The 16,115-nt window shown below is 66.2% G+C and carries 15 protein-coding genes, 1 tRNA gene and 1 riboswitch; of the genes, 13 read left to right on the forward strand and 3 right to left on the reverse strand.

What is annotated here, in order from left to right; genetic code table 11:
- Nucleotides 1-7: 7 nt before the first annotated feature.
- The 13 genes from VPH43_RS05535 (at nucleotide 8) to VPH43_RS05595 (ending at nucleotide 12,883) form a co-directional block, all read left to right on the forward strand.
- Nucleotides 8-1,699: a nitrite/sulfite reductase gene (locus VPH43_RS05535; RefSeq protein ID WP_328576654.1), complete on the forward strand. Its 1,692-nt coding sequence runs from the start codon at nucleotides 8-10 to the stop codon at nucleotides 1,697-1,699.
- Between the two features lie 10 nt (nucleotides 1,700-1,709).
- Nucleotides 1,710-2,243 carry a DUF934 domain-containing protein gene (locus tag VPH43_RS05540; RefSeq protein ID WP_328576655.1) on the forward strand — a complete coding sequence of 178 codons (534 nt, stop codon included), beginning with the start codon at nucleotides 1,710-1,712 and terminating at the stop codon, nucleotides 2,241-2,243.
- Nucleotides 2,240-2,998 (forward strand): phosphoadenylyl-sulfate reductase, encoded by a 759-nt coding sequence (locus VPH43_RS05545; protein WP_328576656.1) that lies wholly within the window; start codon nucleotides 2,240-2,242, stop codon nucleotides 2,996-2,998. The genes VPH43_RS05540 and VPH43_RS05545 overlap by 4 nt, the downstream gene beginning before the upstream one ends.
- Nucleotides 2,999-3,958 carry a sulfate adenylyltransferase subunit CysD gene (cysD, locus tag VPH43_RS05550; protein WP_328576657.1) on the forward strand — a complete coding sequence of 320 codons (960 nt, stop codon included), beginning with the start codon at nucleotides 2,999-3,001 and terminating at the stop codon, nucleotides 3,956-3,958.
- The gene (locus VPH43_RS05555; RefSeq protein ID WP_328576658.1) at nucleotides 3,958-5,292 is read left to right on the forward strand and encodes a sulfate adenylyltransferase subunit 1; all 1,335 of its coding nucleotides are present in this window, start codon (nucleotides 3,958-3,960) and stop codon (nucleotides 5,290-5,292) included. Before cysD ends, VPH43_RS05555 begins: the two co-directional genes overlap by 1 nt.
- Nucleotides 5,292-6,062, forward strand: coding sequence for a uroporphyrinogen-III C-methyltransferase (gene cobA / locus VPH43_RS05560; RefSeq protein WP_328576659.1), 771 nt, complete (start codon nucleotides 5,292-5,294; stop codon nucleotides 6,060-6,062). Before VPH43_RS05555 ends, cobA begins: the two co-directional genes overlap by 1 nt.
- Before the next feature lie 69 nt (nucleotides 6,063-6,131).
- On the forward strand, nucleotides 6,132-6,455 hold the full coding sequence (gene fdxA, locus VPH43_RS05565; protein WP_328576660.1) for a ferredoxin FdxA: 324 nt from the start codon (nucleotides 6,132-6,134) through the stop codon (nucleotides 6,453-6,455).
- A gap of 5 nt (nucleotides 6,456-6,460) precedes the next feature.
- Nucleotides 6,461-7,528, forward strand: coding sequence for an NAD(P)/FAD-dependent oxidoreductase (locus tag VPH43_RS05570; RefSeq protein ID WP_328576661.1), 1,068 nt, complete (start codon nucleotides 6,461-6,463; stop codon nucleotides 7,526-7,528).
- A 40-nt stretch (nucleotides 7,529-7,568) separates the two neighbouring features.
- Nucleotides 7,569-7,677, forward strand: a riboswitch (TPP riboswitch).
- Nucleotides 7,678-7,734: 57 nt separating this feature from the next.
- The gene (locus tag VPH43_RS05575) at nucleotides 7,735-9,843 is read left to right on the forward strand and encodes a TonB-dependent siderophore receptor (protein ID WP_328576662.1); all 2,109 of its coding nucleotides are present in this window, start codon (nucleotides 7,735-7,737) and stop codon (nucleotides 9,841-9,843) included.
- A 38-nt stretch (nucleotides 9,844-9,881) separates the two neighbouring features.
- A tRNA-Asn gene (locus VPH43_RS05580) sits at nucleotides 9,882-9,957 on the forward strand.
- A 317-nt stretch (nucleotides 9,958-10,274) separates the two neighbouring features.
- A complete protein-coding gene (locus tag VPH43_RS05585; protein ID WP_328576663.1) occupies nucleotides 10,275-11,189 on the forward strand; it encodes a hypothetical protein in 915 nt (304 codons plus the stop codon).
- A gap of 168 nt (nucleotides 11,190-11,357) precedes the next feature.
- Nucleotides 11,358-12,221 carry a hypothetical protein gene (locus VPH43_RS05590; RefSeq protein WP_328576664.1) on the forward strand — a complete coding sequence of 288 codons (864 nt, stop codon included), beginning with the start codon at nucleotides 11,358-11,360 and terminating at the stop codon, nucleotides 12,219-12,221.
- Nucleotides 12,222-12,331: 110 nt separating this feature from the next.
- On the forward strand, nucleotides 12,332-12,883 hold the full coding sequence (locus VPH43_RS05595) for a hypothetical protein (protein WP_328576665.1): 552 nt from the start codon (nucleotides 12,332-12,334) through the stop codon (nucleotides 12,881-12,883).
- Between the two features lie 236 nt (nucleotides 12,884-13,119).
- On the opposite strand, the gene VPH43_RS05600 is transcribed toward VPH43_RS05595, so the two are convergent.
- Genes VPH43_RS05600 through VPH43_RS05610 form a run of 3 tightly spaced genes read right to left on the reverse strand, consistent with a single transcriptional unit; the run spans nucleotide 13,120 to nucleotide 16,000 of the window.
- Entirely contained in the window at nucleotides 13,120-14,340 is a 1,221-nt protein-coding gene (locus VPH43_RS05600) for an RtcB family protein (protein ID WP_328576666.1), read from the reverse strand.
- 29 nt (nucleotides 14,341-14,369) lie between these two features.
- Complete coding sequence (locus VPH43_RS05605) at nucleotides 14,370-15,398, reverse strand: hypothetical protein (protein ID WP_328576667.1); 1,029 nt, start codon at nucleotides 15,396-15,398, stop codon at nucleotides 14,370-14,372.
- Between the two features lie 38 nt (nucleotides 15,399-15,436).
- Entirely contained in the window at nucleotides 15,437-16,000 is a 564-nt protein-coding gene (locus VPH43_RS05610; RefSeq protein WP_328576668.1) for an HNH endonuclease, read from the reverse strand.
- Nucleotides 16,001-16,115: the final 115 nt, after the last annotated feature.

The following is a 16,115-nucleotide window of genomic DNA, read 5'->3' on the forward strand; positions in this document are numbered from 1 at the left end:
GACCTTCATGTACCAGTACACCGATTTCGACCGCCAGTTCGTGCATGCGCGCGCCGCGCAATTCCGCGACCAGCTGGAGCGCAACCTGCGCGGCGAACTGGGCGACGACGAGTTCCGGGCCCTGCGGCTGCAGAACGGCTGGTACATCCAGCGCCACGCGCCCATGGCCCGCATCGCGGTGCCGTATGGCGAGCTCGCCAGCCGCCAGCTGCGCATGCTGGCCCGCATCGCACGCGAGTTCGACCGTGGGTATGCCCACTTCACCACGCGCCAGAACTGCCAGTTCAACTGGATTCCGCTGCCCAAGGCGGCCGACGTGATGGACCTGCTGGCCTCGGTGGACATGCACGGCATCCAGACCAGCGGCAACTGCATACGCAACATCACCAGCGACGCGCTCGCCGGCATTGCACCCGACGAGATCGTGGACCCGCGGCCGTACTGCGAGATCCTGCGCCAGTGGAGCACGCTGCATCCGGAGTTCGCCTTCCTGCCGCGCAAGTTCAAGATCGCCGTCAGTGGCGCCAAGGAAGACCGCGCCGCCATCGCCTGGCATGACATCGGCCTGCAGCTGAAGAAGAACGCCGCCGGCGAAGTGGGCTTCGAGGTGCTGGTGGGTGGCGGCATGGGCCGCACGCCGGTGATCGGCACGGTGGCCAGCGAGTTCGTGCCCTGGCAGCAGATCCTCGTGTACATCGAGGCCATCGTGCGTGTGTACAACCGCTACGGCCGGCGCGACAACCTCTACAAGGCCCGCATCAAGATCCTCGTCAAGGCGGAAGGCCAGAAGTTCTTCGACGCGGTGAACGCGGAGTTCCGCAACATCCTGGAGCGCGACGTCGACGGCGCCGCGCACCTCATCCCGCAGGCCGAGTTCGACCGGGTGGCGCAGTATTTCGTGGAGCCCGCCGGTGTGCAGCCGACCGAGGCCTCCCTGCAGGCCCCAGCCGACGCACCGGCCGCGTTCCAGCGCTGGCTGGCGCGCAACGTGCACGGCCACCGCGTGCCGGGTTACCGTGCCGTGACGCTGTCGCTCAAGCGGCCCGGCCAGGCCCCTGGCGACACCACCGACGAGCAGATGGAGCGCGCGGCCGACATGGCTGATCAATTCAGCCACGGCGAGCTGCGTGTCACGCACGACCAGAACCTGCTGCTGCCCTGGGTGCGCGAAGCCGAGCTGTACGCCGTGTGGCAGCAGGCCAAGGCGCACGGCTTTGCCACGCCCAACATCGGCTACCTCACCGACATGATCGCCTGCCCCGGCGGCGATTTCTGCGCGCTGGCCAACGCCCGCTCCATCCCGATCGCCGAAGCCATCACCGAGCGCTTTGACGACCTCGACGAGCTGCACGACATCGGCGACATCGACCTGCACATCAGCGGCTGCATCAACAGCTGCGGCCACCACCACAGCGGCCACATCGGCATCCTCGGCGTCGACAAGGACGGCAAGGAGTGGTACCAGGTGTCGCTGGGCGGCTCCGACGGCTCCACGCTGAGCGGCGCATCCATCCCCGGCAAGGTGATCGGCCCCTCCTTCGCCGCCGACGAGGTGCCCGACGTGATCGAGGCCCTGATCACCACCTACAAGCGCGAGCGCCAGGCGGCCGAGCATTTCATCGACACGGTGCGCCGCATCGGCCTGGCGCCCTTCAAGCAGGCCGCCGACGCCGAGCGTCATGCCACCGCCGTGGCCTGAGGACAGCCCCATGAAGTTCATCGACAAGCCCCATGACCCCTGGCGTGCCGCGGCCGGCGAAGACGGCCCGATCCCGCACCCGAATCCGCTGCCGCACCAGCTGCTGACGCTGGAGCAGTGGCATGCCGTGCGCGACAGCTGGCCGGCCAACCTGCCCACCGGCGTGCTCGTGCCCAACGACATTGACATCGAGACCCTGGAAGCCGACCTGCCGCGCCTGGCGCTGCTGGTGCTGCAGTTCCCCAAGTGGGTGGACGGCCGCGCCTACAGCCAGGCCCGCATCCTGCGCAGCCGCTTCCGCTATGCCGGCGAGGTGCGTGCGATCGGCGACGTGGTGGTGGACATGCTGCCCCTGCTGCAGCGCACCGGCTTCGACGCGGTGGTGCTGCGCGGTGACCAGAAGCGGGAGTCGGCCGAACGCGCCCTCACCTTCTTTGCCGGTCACTACCAGGGCGACGTGCAGCAGACCCGGCCGCTGTTTGCCCGCACGCCGGAAGAGAACGCCGCCGCCACCGAGTTCCTGAACGTGGGGGCTGCGATATGAGCGCCATCGCCCTCTATGCCCGCAAGAGCGCGGACTTCGACGCCAAGCTGGCCAACGCCACCCGCCTGCTGCAGGCCGCCGCTGCCGCCCACCCGGGCCGCATCGTGCAGGCCACCAGCCTGGGCGCCGAGGACATGGTGGTCACCGACCTGATCGCCCGGCTGCAACTGCCCATCGCCCTGGGCACGCTGGAGACCGGCAAGCTGCATGACGAGACGCTGGCCCTGGTGCCGCGCATCGAGCAGCGTTATGGCCTGGCGGTGGAGCTCTACCGTCCGCAGGCCGAGGCGGTGATCCACTTCGTGCGCGACCACGGCGAGAAGGCGATGTATCAGAGCATCGACCTGCGCAAGGCCTGCTGCGGCATCCGCAAGCTGGAGCCGCTGGGCCGCATGCTCGCCGATCGCAGCGCCTGGGTGACCGGCCTGCGCCGCGAGCAAAGCAACAACCGCGGCGAGGTGCCCTTCGAGGACACCGACGACCAGGGCCGCTTGAAGCTCAACCCGCTGGCCGACTGGACCTGGAACGACGTGTGGCACTACATCCAGGCCTTCGACGTGCCCTACAACCCGCTGCACGACGAGTTCATGCCCAGCATCGGCTGCGCGCCCTGCACGCGCGCCATCGCCGTGGGCGAGCCCTTCCGCGCCGGCCGCTGGTGGTGGGAAGACGAAGCGGCCAAGGAATGCGGCCTGCACGTGAAACAAGACGATGACGAGGAGACGGGTGCCGTCTCCATGCTGGGAGCCCGTTGAATGAACGCACCGATCAGTGTCGACAAGCTGCTGCCGCAGCTGGACCACAGCCACCTCGACTGGCTGGAAGAAGAGGCCATCTTCATCCTGCGCGAGGTGGCCGCCACCTTCGAGCGCCCCGCCCTGCTGTTCTCGGGCGGCAAGGATTCTTGCGTCGTGCTGCGCTTGGCCGAAAAGGCCTTCAAGACTCGCATCAGCGGCAACGACTTCAAGGGCAAGCTGCCCTTCCCGCTGCTGCACGTGGACACCGGACACAACTTCCCCGAGGTGATCGAGTTCCGTGACCGCCGCGTGGCGGAGATGGGCGAGCGCCTGGTGGTGGGCCACCTCGAAGACAGCATGAAGCGCGGCACCGTGCGCCTGGCGCATCCGCTGGAGTCGCGCAACGGCCACCAGACGGTGACCCTGCTGGAAGCGATCGAGGAGCACCGCTTCGATGCGCTGATCGGCGGCGCCCGGCGCGACGAGGAAAAGGCGCGCGCCAAGGAGCGCATCTTCAGCCACCGCGACAGCTTCGGCCAATGGCAGCCCAAGGAACAGCGGCCCGAGCTGTGGACGCTGTTCAACACGCGCCACAAGCCGGGCGAGCACTTCCGCTGCTTCCCCATCAGCAACTGGACCGAGCTGGACGTGTGGCTGTACATCGCCCGCGAGAACATCCCGCTGCCCAACCTGTACTACAAGCACGACCGGCAGGTGATCCGCCGCAAGGGGCTGCTGGTGCCGGTGACGGAGGTGACCCCGCCCGAAGCCGGCGAAACGGTCGAGACCGCGCAGGTGCGCTTCCGCACTGTGGGCGACATGACCTGCACCTGCCCGGTGGAAAGCGATGCGGCCAACGCCGCCGAGATCGTGGCCGAAACGCTCACCGTCACCGTGAGCGAGCGCGGCGCCACCCGCATGGACGATCGCACCTCCGAGGCCTCGATGGAGCGCCGCAAGAAGGAAGGGTATTTCTGATGTCTGCCGTGTTGAAAGAAGAGACCGTGGCCGAGCAACAAGCCACCGACCACCGCGCGCTGCGCTTCCTCACCGCCGGCAGTGTGGACGACGGCAAGAGCACGCTGATCGGCCGCCTGCTGTACGACAGCCGCGCCATCCTGGCCGACCAGCTGGACACGCTGGAAAAGCGCGCCGCCGGTGCGCCCATCGACCTGTCGCTGCTCACCGACGGCCTGGAGGCCGAGCGCGAGCAGGGCATCACCATCGACGTGGCCTACCGCTACTTCGCCACCCGCACGCGCAAGTTCATCATTGCGGATGCGCCGGGGCATGAGCAGTACACCCGCAACATGGTCACCGCCGCGGCCGGCAGCGATGCGGCGGTGGTGCTGGTGGACATCACCAAGATCGACTGGACCGCGGCCGACGTGAAGCTGCTGCCGCAGACCCGCCGCCATGCGCTGCTGGCGCAGCTGCTGCGCGTGCCCGGCATCGTGTTCGCGGTGAACAAGCTCGATGCGGTGGAGCAGGCCGAAGCCGCCTTCAAGGCCGTGAGCGGCGCGCTGCAGCGCTTTGCCGATGCCGCGGGCATCGAGGTGGCCGGCATCATCCCGGTGTCGGCGCTGCGGGGCGACAACGTGACGCTGACCCCCAGCCACTCCGGACCGGGCCTGCAAAGCTGGGCCAGCTGGTACGACGGCCCGTCGCTGTTGCAGCTGTTGGAGCGCCTGCCCACCACGCAGGAGCGCACCCAGGGTTCGCTGCTGCTGCCGGTGCAGTACGTGGCGCGCGAAGGCGAAGGCACCGGCAACCAGCCGCGCACGCTGTGGGGCCGCATCGCCCACGGCACGGTGAAGGCCGGCGACGAGGTGCAGCTGTTCCCCAGCGGTGAACGTGCGGTGGTGGCCGAGGTGCGGCGCGCCGCGGAAGTGGTGGCGCGCGCCGAGGCGGGCCAGTCCGCGGGCCTGGTGCTGGACCGCCAGCTCGACGTGTCGCGCGGCGACTGGATCGGCACGCCGGGCGCCGTGAAATCGACGCAGCGTTTTGCCGCCACCCTGGCCTGGCTGGACACCGAGCCCGCCATCGTGGGCCGCAAGTACTGGGTGCGCCATGGCAACCGCTGGGTGCAGGCGCGCATCAGCGCCATCGAACACCGGCTGGACATCCATTCCCTGCAGCCCACCGACGCCCACGAGCTGGCCGTCAACGAGATCGGCCACGTCACCCTGGAAACCCAGCAGGCGCTGCCGGTGGAAGCCTATGCCGACAACCGCGTGGGCGGTGCGCTGATCGTGGTGGACCCCACCACCAACCGCACCAGCGGCGCGCTGCTGGTGAAGGAAGCCCTCTGATGAGCAGCCACGTGCCCGGCAAGGTGGTGTTCGTCGGCGCGGGCCCCGGCTCGGCCGACCTGATCACGCTGCGGGGCGCACGCTGGCTGGCGCAGGCGGAGGTGGTGCTGTACGACGCGCTCACCGACCCCACGCTGCGCGAACTGGCACCCCACGCGCTGTGGGTGCATGTGGGCAAACGCGGGTTTTGCGACAGCACGGCCCAGACGCAGATCAACGCCTTGCTGGTGAAACACGCCCGCGAGCACGCGGTGGTTGTGCGCCTGAAAGGCGGCGACCCCAGCGTGTTCGGCCGGCTGGAAGAAGAGCTGGAAGCGCTGGCCCAGGCCGGCATCCAGAGCGAAGTGGTGCCCGGCGTCACCGCCGCCATTGCGGCCGCGGCCGCCATCCAGCGCCCGCTCACCCGCCGCGGCAAAGGCCGCAGCGTGAGCCTGACCACCGCGATGACCCAGGCCGGCGAACTGCACGCCACGCGCACGGCCGACACCGAAGTCTTCTACATGGCCGGCAAGCAACTGGCTGCGCTCGCACGCCGGCTGCAGCAGGCCGGCTGGGCGCCGGACACGCCGGTAAGCGTGTTGTCGCGTGCCGGCTGGCCCGACCAGTTGCACAGCGACCACACCGTGGCCACCCTGCCGCAAGCCAGCCTGCTGCATGCCGGCCGGCCCAGCGTGGTGACGGTGGGCGCCGGGGCGGCCGCCTTGCGCGGCGTCAACAAGCCCTCAGGCGCCGAGGTGCCGCTGCCGGCCCGTTCCCCGCTGAAGCCCTAAAATCGCGGGCTTCCGCCTCGCGTCCGGGCGGGCCGCACACCACACACCCTCAACCCGAGCCTCCAGGTCATGACCCACGTTGTCACCGAATCGTGCATCCGCTGCAAGTACACCGACTGTGTGGACGTGTGTCCGGTGGACTGCTTCCGCGAGGGCCCGAACTTCCTCGCGATCGACCCCGACGAGTGCATCGACTGCGCCGTGTGCATCCCCGAGTGCCCGGTGAACGCCATCCTCCCCGAGGAAGACGTGCCCAGCGACCAGCTGGCCTTCATCAAGCTCAATGCGGAGCTGGCCAAGAACTGGCCCAGCATCACCAAGCGCAAGGCCGCGCTGCCCGATGCGGATGAGTGGAAGGACGTCAAGGACAAGGTCTCGCACCTGATCCGCTGAACACGATGAGCGAGCCCGCCGGCGTGATCGAGACCGATGCCCTCATCGTCGGTGCCGGCCCGGTGGGCCTGTTCCAGGTGTTCGAGCTCGGGCTGCTGGAGATCAAGGCCCACATCGTCGACTCGCTCGCCTACCCGGGCGGGCAGTGCATCGAGCTCTACCCCGACAAGCCGATCTACGACATTCCGGCGGTGCCGGTGTGCACCGGCCGCGAGCTCACCGACAACCTGCTCAAGCAGATCGAGCCCTTTGGTGCCACCTTCCACCTGGGGCAGGAAGTGACCGAGGTCGCGCGCCGCGAGGATGGCCGCTTCGACGTGACCACGTCCAAGGGCACGCGTTTCATCTCCAAGACCATCTTCGTGGCAGGCGGCGTCGGCTCCTTCCAGCCCCGGCTGCTGCGCCTGGATGGCATCGAGAAATACAACGACACGCAGCTGTTCTACCGCGTGAAGAGCCCGGCGCAGTTCGCAGGCAAGAACCTGGTGATCGTGGGTGGCGGCGATTCGGCGCTCGACTGGTCGCTCAACTTCGTGCAGGACGGGCCCAACAAGGCGGAGAGCGTGATCCTCATCCACCGGCGCGACGGCTTCCGTGCCGCGCCCGCCAGCGTGGCGCGCATGCGCGAACTGTGCGACGCGCTGGAGATGCAGTTCATCGTCGGCCAGGTCACCGGCTATGACGAAGACGACGGCAAGCTCAATGCGGTGAAGGTCACCGGCGGCGATGGCGTGACGCGCGTGGTGCCCTGCGACAGCGTGTTGGTGTTCTTTGGCCTCAGCCCCAAGCTCGGCCCCATCGCCGAATGGGGCCTGAACCTGGAGCGCAAGCAGGTGGTGGTGAACACCGAGACCTTCGAGACGAACGTGCCCGGCGTCTTCGCCGTGGGCGACGTGAACACCTACCCGGGCAAGAAGAAGCTCATCCTCTCGGGCTTTCACGAGGCGGCGCTGGCGGCCTTTGGCGCGTCGCCCTACATCTTCCCGGACAAGCGCGTGCTGCTGCAGTACACCACCACCAGCCCGAAGCTGCACAAGGTGCTGGGCGTGGAAACGCCCAGCTTCGACGACTGACATAATCGCTGCCGCGGCGCGCAGCAGTTTTCCAAAGCGCCGCATTCGCTAGGGGTGTTGGCCCTCGCATCGCGCGGGCGGCCGACTGAGAAAGTCCCTTTGAACCTGATTGAGGTAATCCTCGCGCAGGGAAGCAAACGCTCTTGATCGCCCGACACGGGCGCCGTGACGTTCCGCCGACCTGCTTTGTCGCTTTCGGACGCACGATGACAAAGCCCGTTCTCTTTTGTTCCCTCTCGCTGCTGTGCGCGCTGGCCGCCACGGCCGCTGAACCTGTGCAGCAGGTCACCGTCACCGGCCGCATCATCGGCTCGCCCCTGCAGGTGGGCGGCTTCGGCGACGTACCGCTGGCTCAGTCGCCCTTTGCGGCCAGCCTGATCACCGCCAGCCAGCTGGCCGATGCCGGCGCCCGCGGCATCTCTGACCTGACGCGGCTGGACGCCGCCATCAGCGACGCCTACAACGCCGAAGGCTACTGGCAGTCGCTGACCGTGCGCGGCTTCGTCATCGACAACCGCTTCAACTACCGCCGCGACGGCCTGCCGATCAATGCCGAGGCGGTGATCCCGCTGGGCAACAAGCAGGGCGTGGAACTGCTCAAGGGCACCACCGGCATCCAGGCCGGCACCAGCGCGCCCGGTGGCCTGGTGAACCTGGTGGTCAAGCGCCCCACCCGCAACCTGCGCACCGCCGGCATCGAGTGGCGCGAGCACGGCAGCGTGGGCGGCGCGGTGGACATCAGCCAACGCTTCGGCACCGACGAGGCCTTCGGCCTGCGCGTGAATGCGAGCGCTGAACACCTGGACCCGCAGGTGCGCAGCGCCAAGGGCGAGCGCCACCTGCTGGCGCTGGCCGGCGACTGGCGCGTGAGCCCCGACACGCTGATCGAAGCCGAAGTGGAGAACAGCCGCCAGTCCCAACCCAGCGTGCCGGGCTTCAGCCTGCTGGGCAGCACCCTGCCCGATGCGAGGAGCATCGACCCGCGCATCAACCTCAACAACCAGAGCTGGTCGCTGCCGGTGGTGTTCAAGGCCAACACCGGCTCGCTGCGCCTGCAGCAGCGCCTGAACGATGACTGGCGCATTACCGCGCAGGCGATGGCGCAGCGCCTGGTGAACGACGACCGCGTGGCCTTCCCCTTCGGCTGCAGCGCGGCCGACGTGTACGACCGCTACTGCAGCGACGGCAGCTTCGACCTCTACGACTTCCGCAGCGAGAACGAACACCGCGACAGCGACGCGGTGGACTTGGCCCTGCACGGCGCGCTGCGCACCGGCGGCGTGAGCCACCAGCTGAGCGCCGGCGTGCTCTTCACCCGCTTCCAAAGCCGCTTCCAGCGCCAGGCCTACAACTGGGCCGGCGTGGGCACCATCGACGGCAACACGCAAGTGCCCGCGGCGCCCGAGCTGACCGACGAGAACACCAACCGCGACGAACGCAGCACCGAGCTCTACCTGCGCGATGCCATCGAGCTGTCACCCCAATGGAGCGTGTGGGCCGGGCTGCGCCACACCCGCCTGGCGCGCGAGAGCGTGCGCACCGACGGCTCCCGCGCCACGAGCTACGACCAGCAGTTCACCACGCCGTGGCTGGCCGTGGCCCACCGCATCACGCCGAAGACCCTGGTGTACGCGAGCTGGGGCCAGGGCATCGAAAGCGCCGTGGTGCCCAACCGCAGCTACTACACCAACGCCGGCGAAGCGTTGCCCGCACTGAAGAGCCGCCAGGTGGAGCTGGGCCTGAAGCACGACGGCGAGAACATCGACGCCAGCGCGGCACTGTTCGACATCGACCGGCCGCAGGTGGCCGAAGAAAGCTGTTCCACCGAAGCGCCCTGCACCGGCCACATCGACGGCAGCGCGCGCCATCGCGGCGCCGAAGCCATGCTCAGCTGGCACAGCGGGCCGTGGCAGGTGCACGGCACCGGCATGTGGCTGGACGCCAAGCGCCGCGGCGCGCAGGACGCGTCAGTGAACGGCCTGCGTCCGACCAACGTGGCCGCGCGCACGCTGCGCCTGCAGGTCGAGCATGACCTGGGTGCCCTGCCCGGCCTGCACCTGCTGGGCTCGGTGGTGCATGAAGGCGACCGCATGGTGCTGCCCGACAACAGCCTGCGCATTCCCGCATGGACGCGCCTGGACCTGCTGGCGCGCTACGAGCACACGCTGGGCGGCACGCAACTCACCTGGCGCGTGGGCGTGGACAACGCCACCAACCAGCGCGCCTGGAAGGAAGCGCCCTACCAGTACGGCCACGCGTACCTGTTCCCGATGGCGCCGCGCACCTTGCGCGTTGCGCTGCAAGCGGCGATTTGATCGACGCCGAAAAGTCTGGCTATAATGCAAGGCTTCATTCCCCGATAGCTCAGTCGGTAGAGCGCCGGACTGTTAATCCGTAGGTCCCTGGTTCGAGCCCAGGTCGGGGAGCCAAACATCAAGGGGTCAGCTTCGCTTGGAGCTGACCCCTTTTGATTTCGTAGCGACGGAATCGTGGCTGCACCGATCGATGTCCGCTCTACAGCGGTACGTCTCGCGTCCGTCGGCAACGGCAACCGGCCTGGAACCAGTTACTCTTGCTGAGGTTTACAGCTGGGTCAGCGTCGCTGTGGACCCGCCACAAGCATCTGCACATTGTTTGCATTGGCCGCAGCCGATACCGCGGGCATCCCCAGTCTTCATTGTTGTCGGATACCCCAGGTGCGTCGCCGGATTGATGGAACGACGATGCTTCTATCAGAATCCGCGCTATGGCCGCGAAGATCACGCCCCGGTTTGTCGAGCTGACATACGAAGCCACGCTCAAGTCGTTCTGGCGAAAGGCGGCGCTGCGTAAGTTTCTACTTGGCTCCCATGTCGCGGATACGCATGTCGCCACATGGTCCGCCGATGAAAGCAAGCGGGACTTTCTCGATCGCACGTTTCAGAAGCTCCAGGGGAGCGACCGCGGTAAGGCCGTGATCTTCGAAATGGCTCGCGCCTTGTCCGAACAGACTACGTTTCCCGACCTTCGAAACTGGGAGGAAAGCGAGCAGAAGATCGCCGAAGCCACGAAGGCAGTCGGGGAGTTGAAGGCGTACCTGCGGGCGCAAGACGAAGAAGTTCGCAGCGAACGCGAGCGTGAGGAAGCAAAGAACCGTGCACGCGAAGAACGCGAGAAAGTCCAGCGTGGGCTGACCGACAAGCGCAAGCTGCAAGAGCGGCTGGATCAACTCCACCCGTCCGTCGGGACACAGCAGGGCGGCTACGCCTTCCAGACCTGGTTCTACGATGTACTCGACTACTGCGAAATTCAGAACCGCAGGCCCTACGTCAGCGCTGGACGGCAAATCGATGGCTCGCTCACTCTTGACGGCACGACCTACCTAGTGGAGTTGAAGTTCACTGGCAGTCAGGCCGGTGCAACCGACGTTGACTCGCTACGGTCCAAGGTCGACGACAAGGCAGACAACACGATGGGCATCATGGTCTCCATCTCCGGCTACTCAAGCGTTGCCATTGCTCAGGCATCTGGACGAAAGACTGCATTGCTCCTGCTGGATGCGATGCACCTGTACATGTTCCTGACCGGCTCGATGGCGTTTCAGGACGTGATCCTGCGCGTGCGCCGGCACGCCTCGCAGACCGGCGAAGCGTTCCTGCCAGCGTCGGGTTTTGGCGGTTGACAGTGCCACCGTCTGCGCACGCCAAGGAACCGGCCAGGTAGCATGCCGGCCGCATGCGCATCACACCAGCTACGTCAAAGCGGTAGAGGTAGGTCCCGTTCCAACGATACGATGGCGTAGACGCCGTTCGTGGCCGGACGCTCAAACAAGACAGCTAGGGAGGCCAACTTGGCAACGTTCGGAATTCACTTCGACGGGCCGATTACCGTCGACCACAAGGTCTCCATTCGGGTTCTGGCGAAGACGTACGAGCACATGCAACGTGCGATCGATCGGGCTTACCTGATCGAGAAGCACGGCGATGTATGGAAGCACGCCCGCCTAAAAGATCACGAGTACCAAGAGACCGAGTTCATCGCAGAGTATCCGCGCGAAGGCGGCATCATTCTCGACGCCGTTCGGGCGGGCGCGGGAGCGATAGTGGACCGGGTAGCCGCGGCGATTCGTCCTGTCTTTGAGGGAGCGGTTAACGATGCCATCGAACAGCAGGCGTCGATTGCGGAACAGCTCGCGGACAGGCGAGACTACGTCGGCGGGATGCGCGCCAACACTCCACGGTTCGAGGACCTTCTGGCGGATCCACCTGACGCATGGGCCAGCGGGTACTCGAACCGTTCGGTTGTGAAGGAGATTGACCAGTTAGTCGCGCAAGTCACTCCGGACAGGCTGGACGGGAGTATTGTGGAAATCACCCTGCGTGGACGGAGATCGCATCTGCCGTTTGAGTTTGACGCACAGATCGCGAGACGCTTTCACAAGATTGCCGCAAGGAAGGAACTGGGGGCAGCCTTCGCTGTGAACACGATCATCCGTACTCTGGACCGAGGCAATCGCTACGCTAGACCAAGCGCGAAGATTCTCAATCTTGCGTCGGGACGAGAAGTTGTTCTGCACCTCTCAAGTCAGCAAGACTGCGACGCGCTACATCCGTATCACAACGGCAGGGAGGTTCGCCTCTTTGTTTGTCCCATCATTGAAGCTCTTGGATTCGACCTCATGGGTGGCGATCTGATGTTTCTTTCTGTGGCCTAGCAGCAATGTCTGTTTGGGAGTCAGTCGGATCGCCATACATTGAAGCCGCAACGGCTGCCCTGCCGCTGCACAGGCTCGTCCTCTTTGCGAGTGGATTCGTAGGCGCGCTGATGGTCAAGGCACAGACCCATCTGAGCATCGTCGAGACGTTGGCACAGTCGAAGCTCTCCTCCTTCATGACGCTACAAGGGAGTCCTTTAGGCTCGGCGACGGTGGGCGATCTACTCGTAGGGATCGGAGTAGTTATCACGGGCTGGGCAGTGTCCCGATCCCTGGTATGGTGTGTCTTCGCGCTCGCCGCGCGGGCAACTGATCTTCGGAAGAGGGCACAGCAAGTCGTGCAGCCGGTACAAGGCCCCGACGCCGCTCCTGAACGACAGGCAGCTATTGAGGTCATCGATACATCACTTGAAGAACCTAGAAGCCGCCTGCGCGTTCTGAACGCGTTCGCGGAGTTGTGCTGCGGCCTTGGTGTCGCGCTGCTGGTTGCAGCGTTCTGGGGGAACGTTCTCGACGTTGCAGCTGGCCTCGCATCGCTAGGTCTTGGACTTGTACTTGTCGTAGCTGCCGTGCATCTCTTCCTATCCGAGTACTTCGGACCGGCAACGATGATGGCTAAGTTGCAAGGGCGCCCGTGGCCGTCACCTCTATCGCCGAAGTAGGCCGCAACTCCCGTTGCCTGCCCAGTAGCCCTATGCGGCCAAAGTCCCAAGGTGCGGCCATTGTTTGAGGCACACGGCCGCGTGTAGCCGAACAACCGGTCTCGAGAAGACCAGTCACTCGGCTGCGAATCTTAGGTCTGCTATCACTCTTAAGCCGCCGTTCCTCAAACGGCAGCGTCCAACAAAGAGCGGCGTCCGACTTCGTCGGACGCCGCTCAAGTTGGTCAAGCCCAAGCTCACCCCTTCACACACACCACCTGCTTCAACGTGTGCACCACGTCCACCAGGTCACGCTGCGCTTCCATCACCGCGTCGATGTCCTTGTACGCCGCCGGCGTCTCGTCGATCACATCCTTGTCCTTGCGGCACTCCACGCCTTCAGTAGCCGCGCGGTGGTCCGCCAGCGTGAAGCGGCGCTTCGCCTCACCCCGGCTCATCACCCGCCCCGCCCCATGCGAGCAGCTCTCGAAACTGTCCGCATGCCCCTTGCCCCGCACGATGTAGCTGCGCGCGCCCATGCTGCCGGGGATGATGCCCAGCTGCCCGGCCTTTGCGCTCACCGCGCCCTTGCGGGTCACGTACACGTCTTCGCCAAAGTGATGTTCCTTCTGCACGTAGTTGTGGTGGCAGTTCACCGCCTCGATGTGGCTCTGGAAGTTCTTGCGGATCACCGTCTTCGCGGCGTCGATCACGCGCTTCATCATCAGCTCGCGGTTGACGGCGGCAAAGTTCTGCGCCCAGCTCACGGCGCGCACGTAGTCGCCGAAGTAGCGGCTGCCTTCCTCGAAGTAGGCCAGGTCGCGGTCCGGCAGGTTCGCCTGGTGGCGCATCGCGTCCTGCTTGGCCAGCTCGATGAACATGGTGCCGATGAAGTTGCCCACGCCGCGCGAGCCGGAGTGCAGCATGAACCACACGGCGCCCGCCTCGTCCAGGCACACCTCGATGAAGTGGTTGCCCGTGCCCAGCGTGCCCAGGTGCTGGATGTTGTTGGTCTTTGCCAGCTTGGGGTAGCTGCGGCACAGCTCGGTGAACTCCGGCTCCAGCTGCGCCCACGCCGTGTTCACCGAGCCCGGCGCCTTCTGCCACGCCCCCGGGTCGCGGCTGCCGGGTTGGCGGCCGTGGGGCACCGCGCGCTCGATGGCCGAGCGCAGCGGGCCCAGGTTGTCGGGCAGGTCTTCGGCCCTCAGGGTGGTCTTGCAGGCAATCATGCCGCAGCCGATGTCCACGCCCACCGCGGCCGGGATGATGGCCTTGACGGTCGGGATCACCGATCCCACGGTGGCGCCGATGCCGAAGTGCACGTCGGGCATGGCCGCGATGTGCTTGAAGACGATGGGCAGGCGCGCGGCGTTCTGCAGTTGGCGCTTGGCCTCGTCTTCGACGGGCACGCCGCGCGTCCACATCTTCAGCGGCACGCCACCGGGCACGTCTTCGTGGATGTGGTTGGTCGTTTCCATGATGACTTCTCCATGCGCGGATGGCGCCATCATGCAACGTGAAGCGGGCCGCGCTGAATGCGCTTGCCCACACGTTCGATGCGGCGCCAGCCGCTGTTGTCGTTCAGGGTGATCCAGCGCCGCTCTTCCGCGCGGTAGAACCAGTCCTTGTCCTGTTGGTAGTACACCTGGGCGCCGGTCGACTCCCAGATGTTCACGATCTCGTTGCTGTGCGCACGCACTTCGTCGAAGTCCGTCGTCGCCTTCTGGCCCATCTCGCTGTAGCAGGCGTTCAGCTGCAGCAGCAAGGCGTTCACGTCCGCCGGCATGCGCTGGGCGTTCAGGCCGATCTTCACCGCCTCGTCCAGCAGGATCGGGTAGCTGTGCGACGGGTACTTGCCGTTCAAGGCCGTCGCGATGGCCTCTGCCTTCGCCGCGTCGGCGATGTGATACGCCAGCAGCTCGCGGCACAGCATGATGGACAGCGATTCCGCGCGGTCCACCGCGCCGATGACCAGCGGGTGCACGTACTGGAACAGCGACTTGTAGGCGTTCTCCGGTTCGGCGCTGCCCTGGCCTTGCTGGTCGCGCCACAGCTTGATCACGCGTTGCAGCTCGTTCAGGCTGACGCTCACGCGGTCGTTGTCGCGGTCCACCGGCGAAAGCGCGTGGTTCAGCGACGTGTCCACGGCGGTCAGGTAGGCCGTTGGGCCCATCTGAATGCCGTCGGCACCGAGCGTGACCATGGTCGCGGCGGACGCGCACTCCAGCGGCACCAGGGCCACCAGGCGGCGGCAGTGCTGACGCAGCAGGTTCACCAGGCGCAGCGACACCTGGCCGCTGCCGCCATCCGACTTGATGAACAGGTGGATCGTGTCGTGCTGGCCCAGCCGCTCGAGCACGTGGTACAGCGCCACCACGTCGGAATGGCACACCGAGCCGCGCGGGCCGTTCCAGTAAGCGACGAGCGGGCCGCCCAGCCGCGTTTGCAACGTCTGAATCAGCGCTTGCGTGCGGCTGAAAAGCACCGGCGGTTGCTTGACCTTGATCTCGATCGCCGGCAGTTCTTCGTTCTTCATGATGATGCTTTCGTTGAGTTTCAGCGTTTCGATGATGTTCAGCCAAGGCGCGATCCTTTCGGCAGGCGCGCGGCCAGCCACTCGTGCACGTCCGCACGGATATGCCTGCCTTCGAGCAGAAAATGCTCGAAGCGGCTCGGCACGTACGGCAGGTACACGAGCGGCATTCCGGCTTCCTCCGGCGTGCGGTTGGCCTTGCGGCTATTGCATGCGCCGCAGGCCGAGACGAGGTTCATCCAGGTCCAGCCGCCGCCGCGCGATGCCGGCACGATGTGCTCGCACTGCAGCTCGCGCTCGCTGAAGCGCTGGCCGCAGTAGGCGCAGGTGCAGCGGTCACGACGGAACAGCTTCAGCTTGGTGACGCCGGGAACCACCTCGAACAGGTTGATCTTCGGCGCGCCACGCAGCGCGATGATGGGGTGCACCTCGATGGCCGACTGGCGGCCGGTGGCCGAATTGAAGCCGCCGCGCAGCGTTCGCAGCGGCGTTTCGCCATCGACCCAGGCCACCGCGTCGGTCGCGTAGTTCAGGGCCGCCTGCTGGAGGGTGATCCAACGCTGCGGCGTGCCCTGGATGTCCAGTTGCAGTACGTGCTGGTGCATGGTGCTTCCTCCTTTCCTTCGGGTGTGGGCCGAAGGAACGCACCAGCGGAACCTTCAGCTCGTTGTGTGATGGCGTTGATGATTGACGTCTCGTACGGGAATCGCGTGCGCTGAG

The sequence above is a fragment of the Ideonella sp. BN130291 genome, assembly GCF_036231905.1.
Lineage (GTDB): Bacteria > Pseudomonadota > Gammaproteobacteria > Burkholderiales > Burkholderiaceae_C > CAMLIZ01.

Bases quoted from the DNA above. Each gene is read 5' to 3' on its own strand.
- VPH43_RS05535 (WP_328576654.1), top strand. From the start codon at position 8: ATGTACCAGTACACCGATTTCGACCGCCAGTTCGTGCATGCGCGCGCC.
- VPH43_RS05540 (WP_328576655.1), top strand. From the start codon at position 1,710: ATGAAGTTCATCGACAAGCCCCATGACCCCTGGCGTGCCGCGGCCGGC.
- VPH43_RS05545 (WP_328576656.1), top strand. From the start codon at position 2,240: ATGAGCGCCATCGCCCTCTATGCCCGCAAGAGCGCGGACTTCGACGCC.
- cysD (WP_328576657.1), top strand. From the start codon at position 2,999: ATGAACGCACCGATCAGTGTCGACAAGCTGCTGCCGCAGCTGGACCAC.
- VPH43_RS05555 (WP_328576658.1), top strand. From the start codon at position 3,958: ATGTCTGCCGTGTTGAAAGAAGAGACCGTGGCCGAGCAACAAGCCACC.
- cobA (WP_328576659.1), top strand. From the start codon at position 5,292: ATGAGCAGCCACGTGCCCGGCAAGGTGGTGTTCGTCGGCGCGGGCCCC.
- fdxA (WP_328576660.1), top strand. From the start codon at position 6,132: ATGACCCACGTTGTCACCGAATCGTGCATCCGCTGCAAGTACACCGAC.
- VPH43_RS05570 (WP_328576661.1), top strand. From the start codon at position 6,461: ATGAGCGAGCCCGCCGGCGTGATCGAGACCGATGCCCTCATCGTCGGT.
- VPH43_RS05575 (WP_328576662.1), top strand. From the start codon at position 7,735: ATGACAAAGCCCGTTCTCTTTTGTTCCCTCTCGCTGCTGTGCGCGCTG.
- VPH43_RS05585 (WP_328576663.1), top strand. From the start codon at position 10,275: ATGGCCGCGAAGATCACGCCCCGGTTTGTCGAGCTGACATACGAAGCC.
- VPH43_RS05595 (WP_328576665.1), top strand. From the start codon at position 12,332: ATGGTCAAGGCACAGACCCATCTGAGCATCGTCGAGACGTTGGCACAG.
- VPH43_RS05600 (WP_328576666.1), bottom strand. From the start codon at position 14,340: ATGGAAACGACCAACCACATCCACGAAGACGTGCCCGGTGGCGTGCCG.
- VPH43_RS05605 (WP_328576667.1), bottom strand. From the start codon at position 15,398: ATGAAGAACGAAGAACTGCCGGCGATCGAGATCAAGGTCAAGCAACCG.
- VPH43_RS05610 (WP_328576668.1), bottom strand. From the start codon at position 16,000: ATGCACCAGCACGTACTGCAACTGGACATCCAGGGCACGCCGCAGCGT.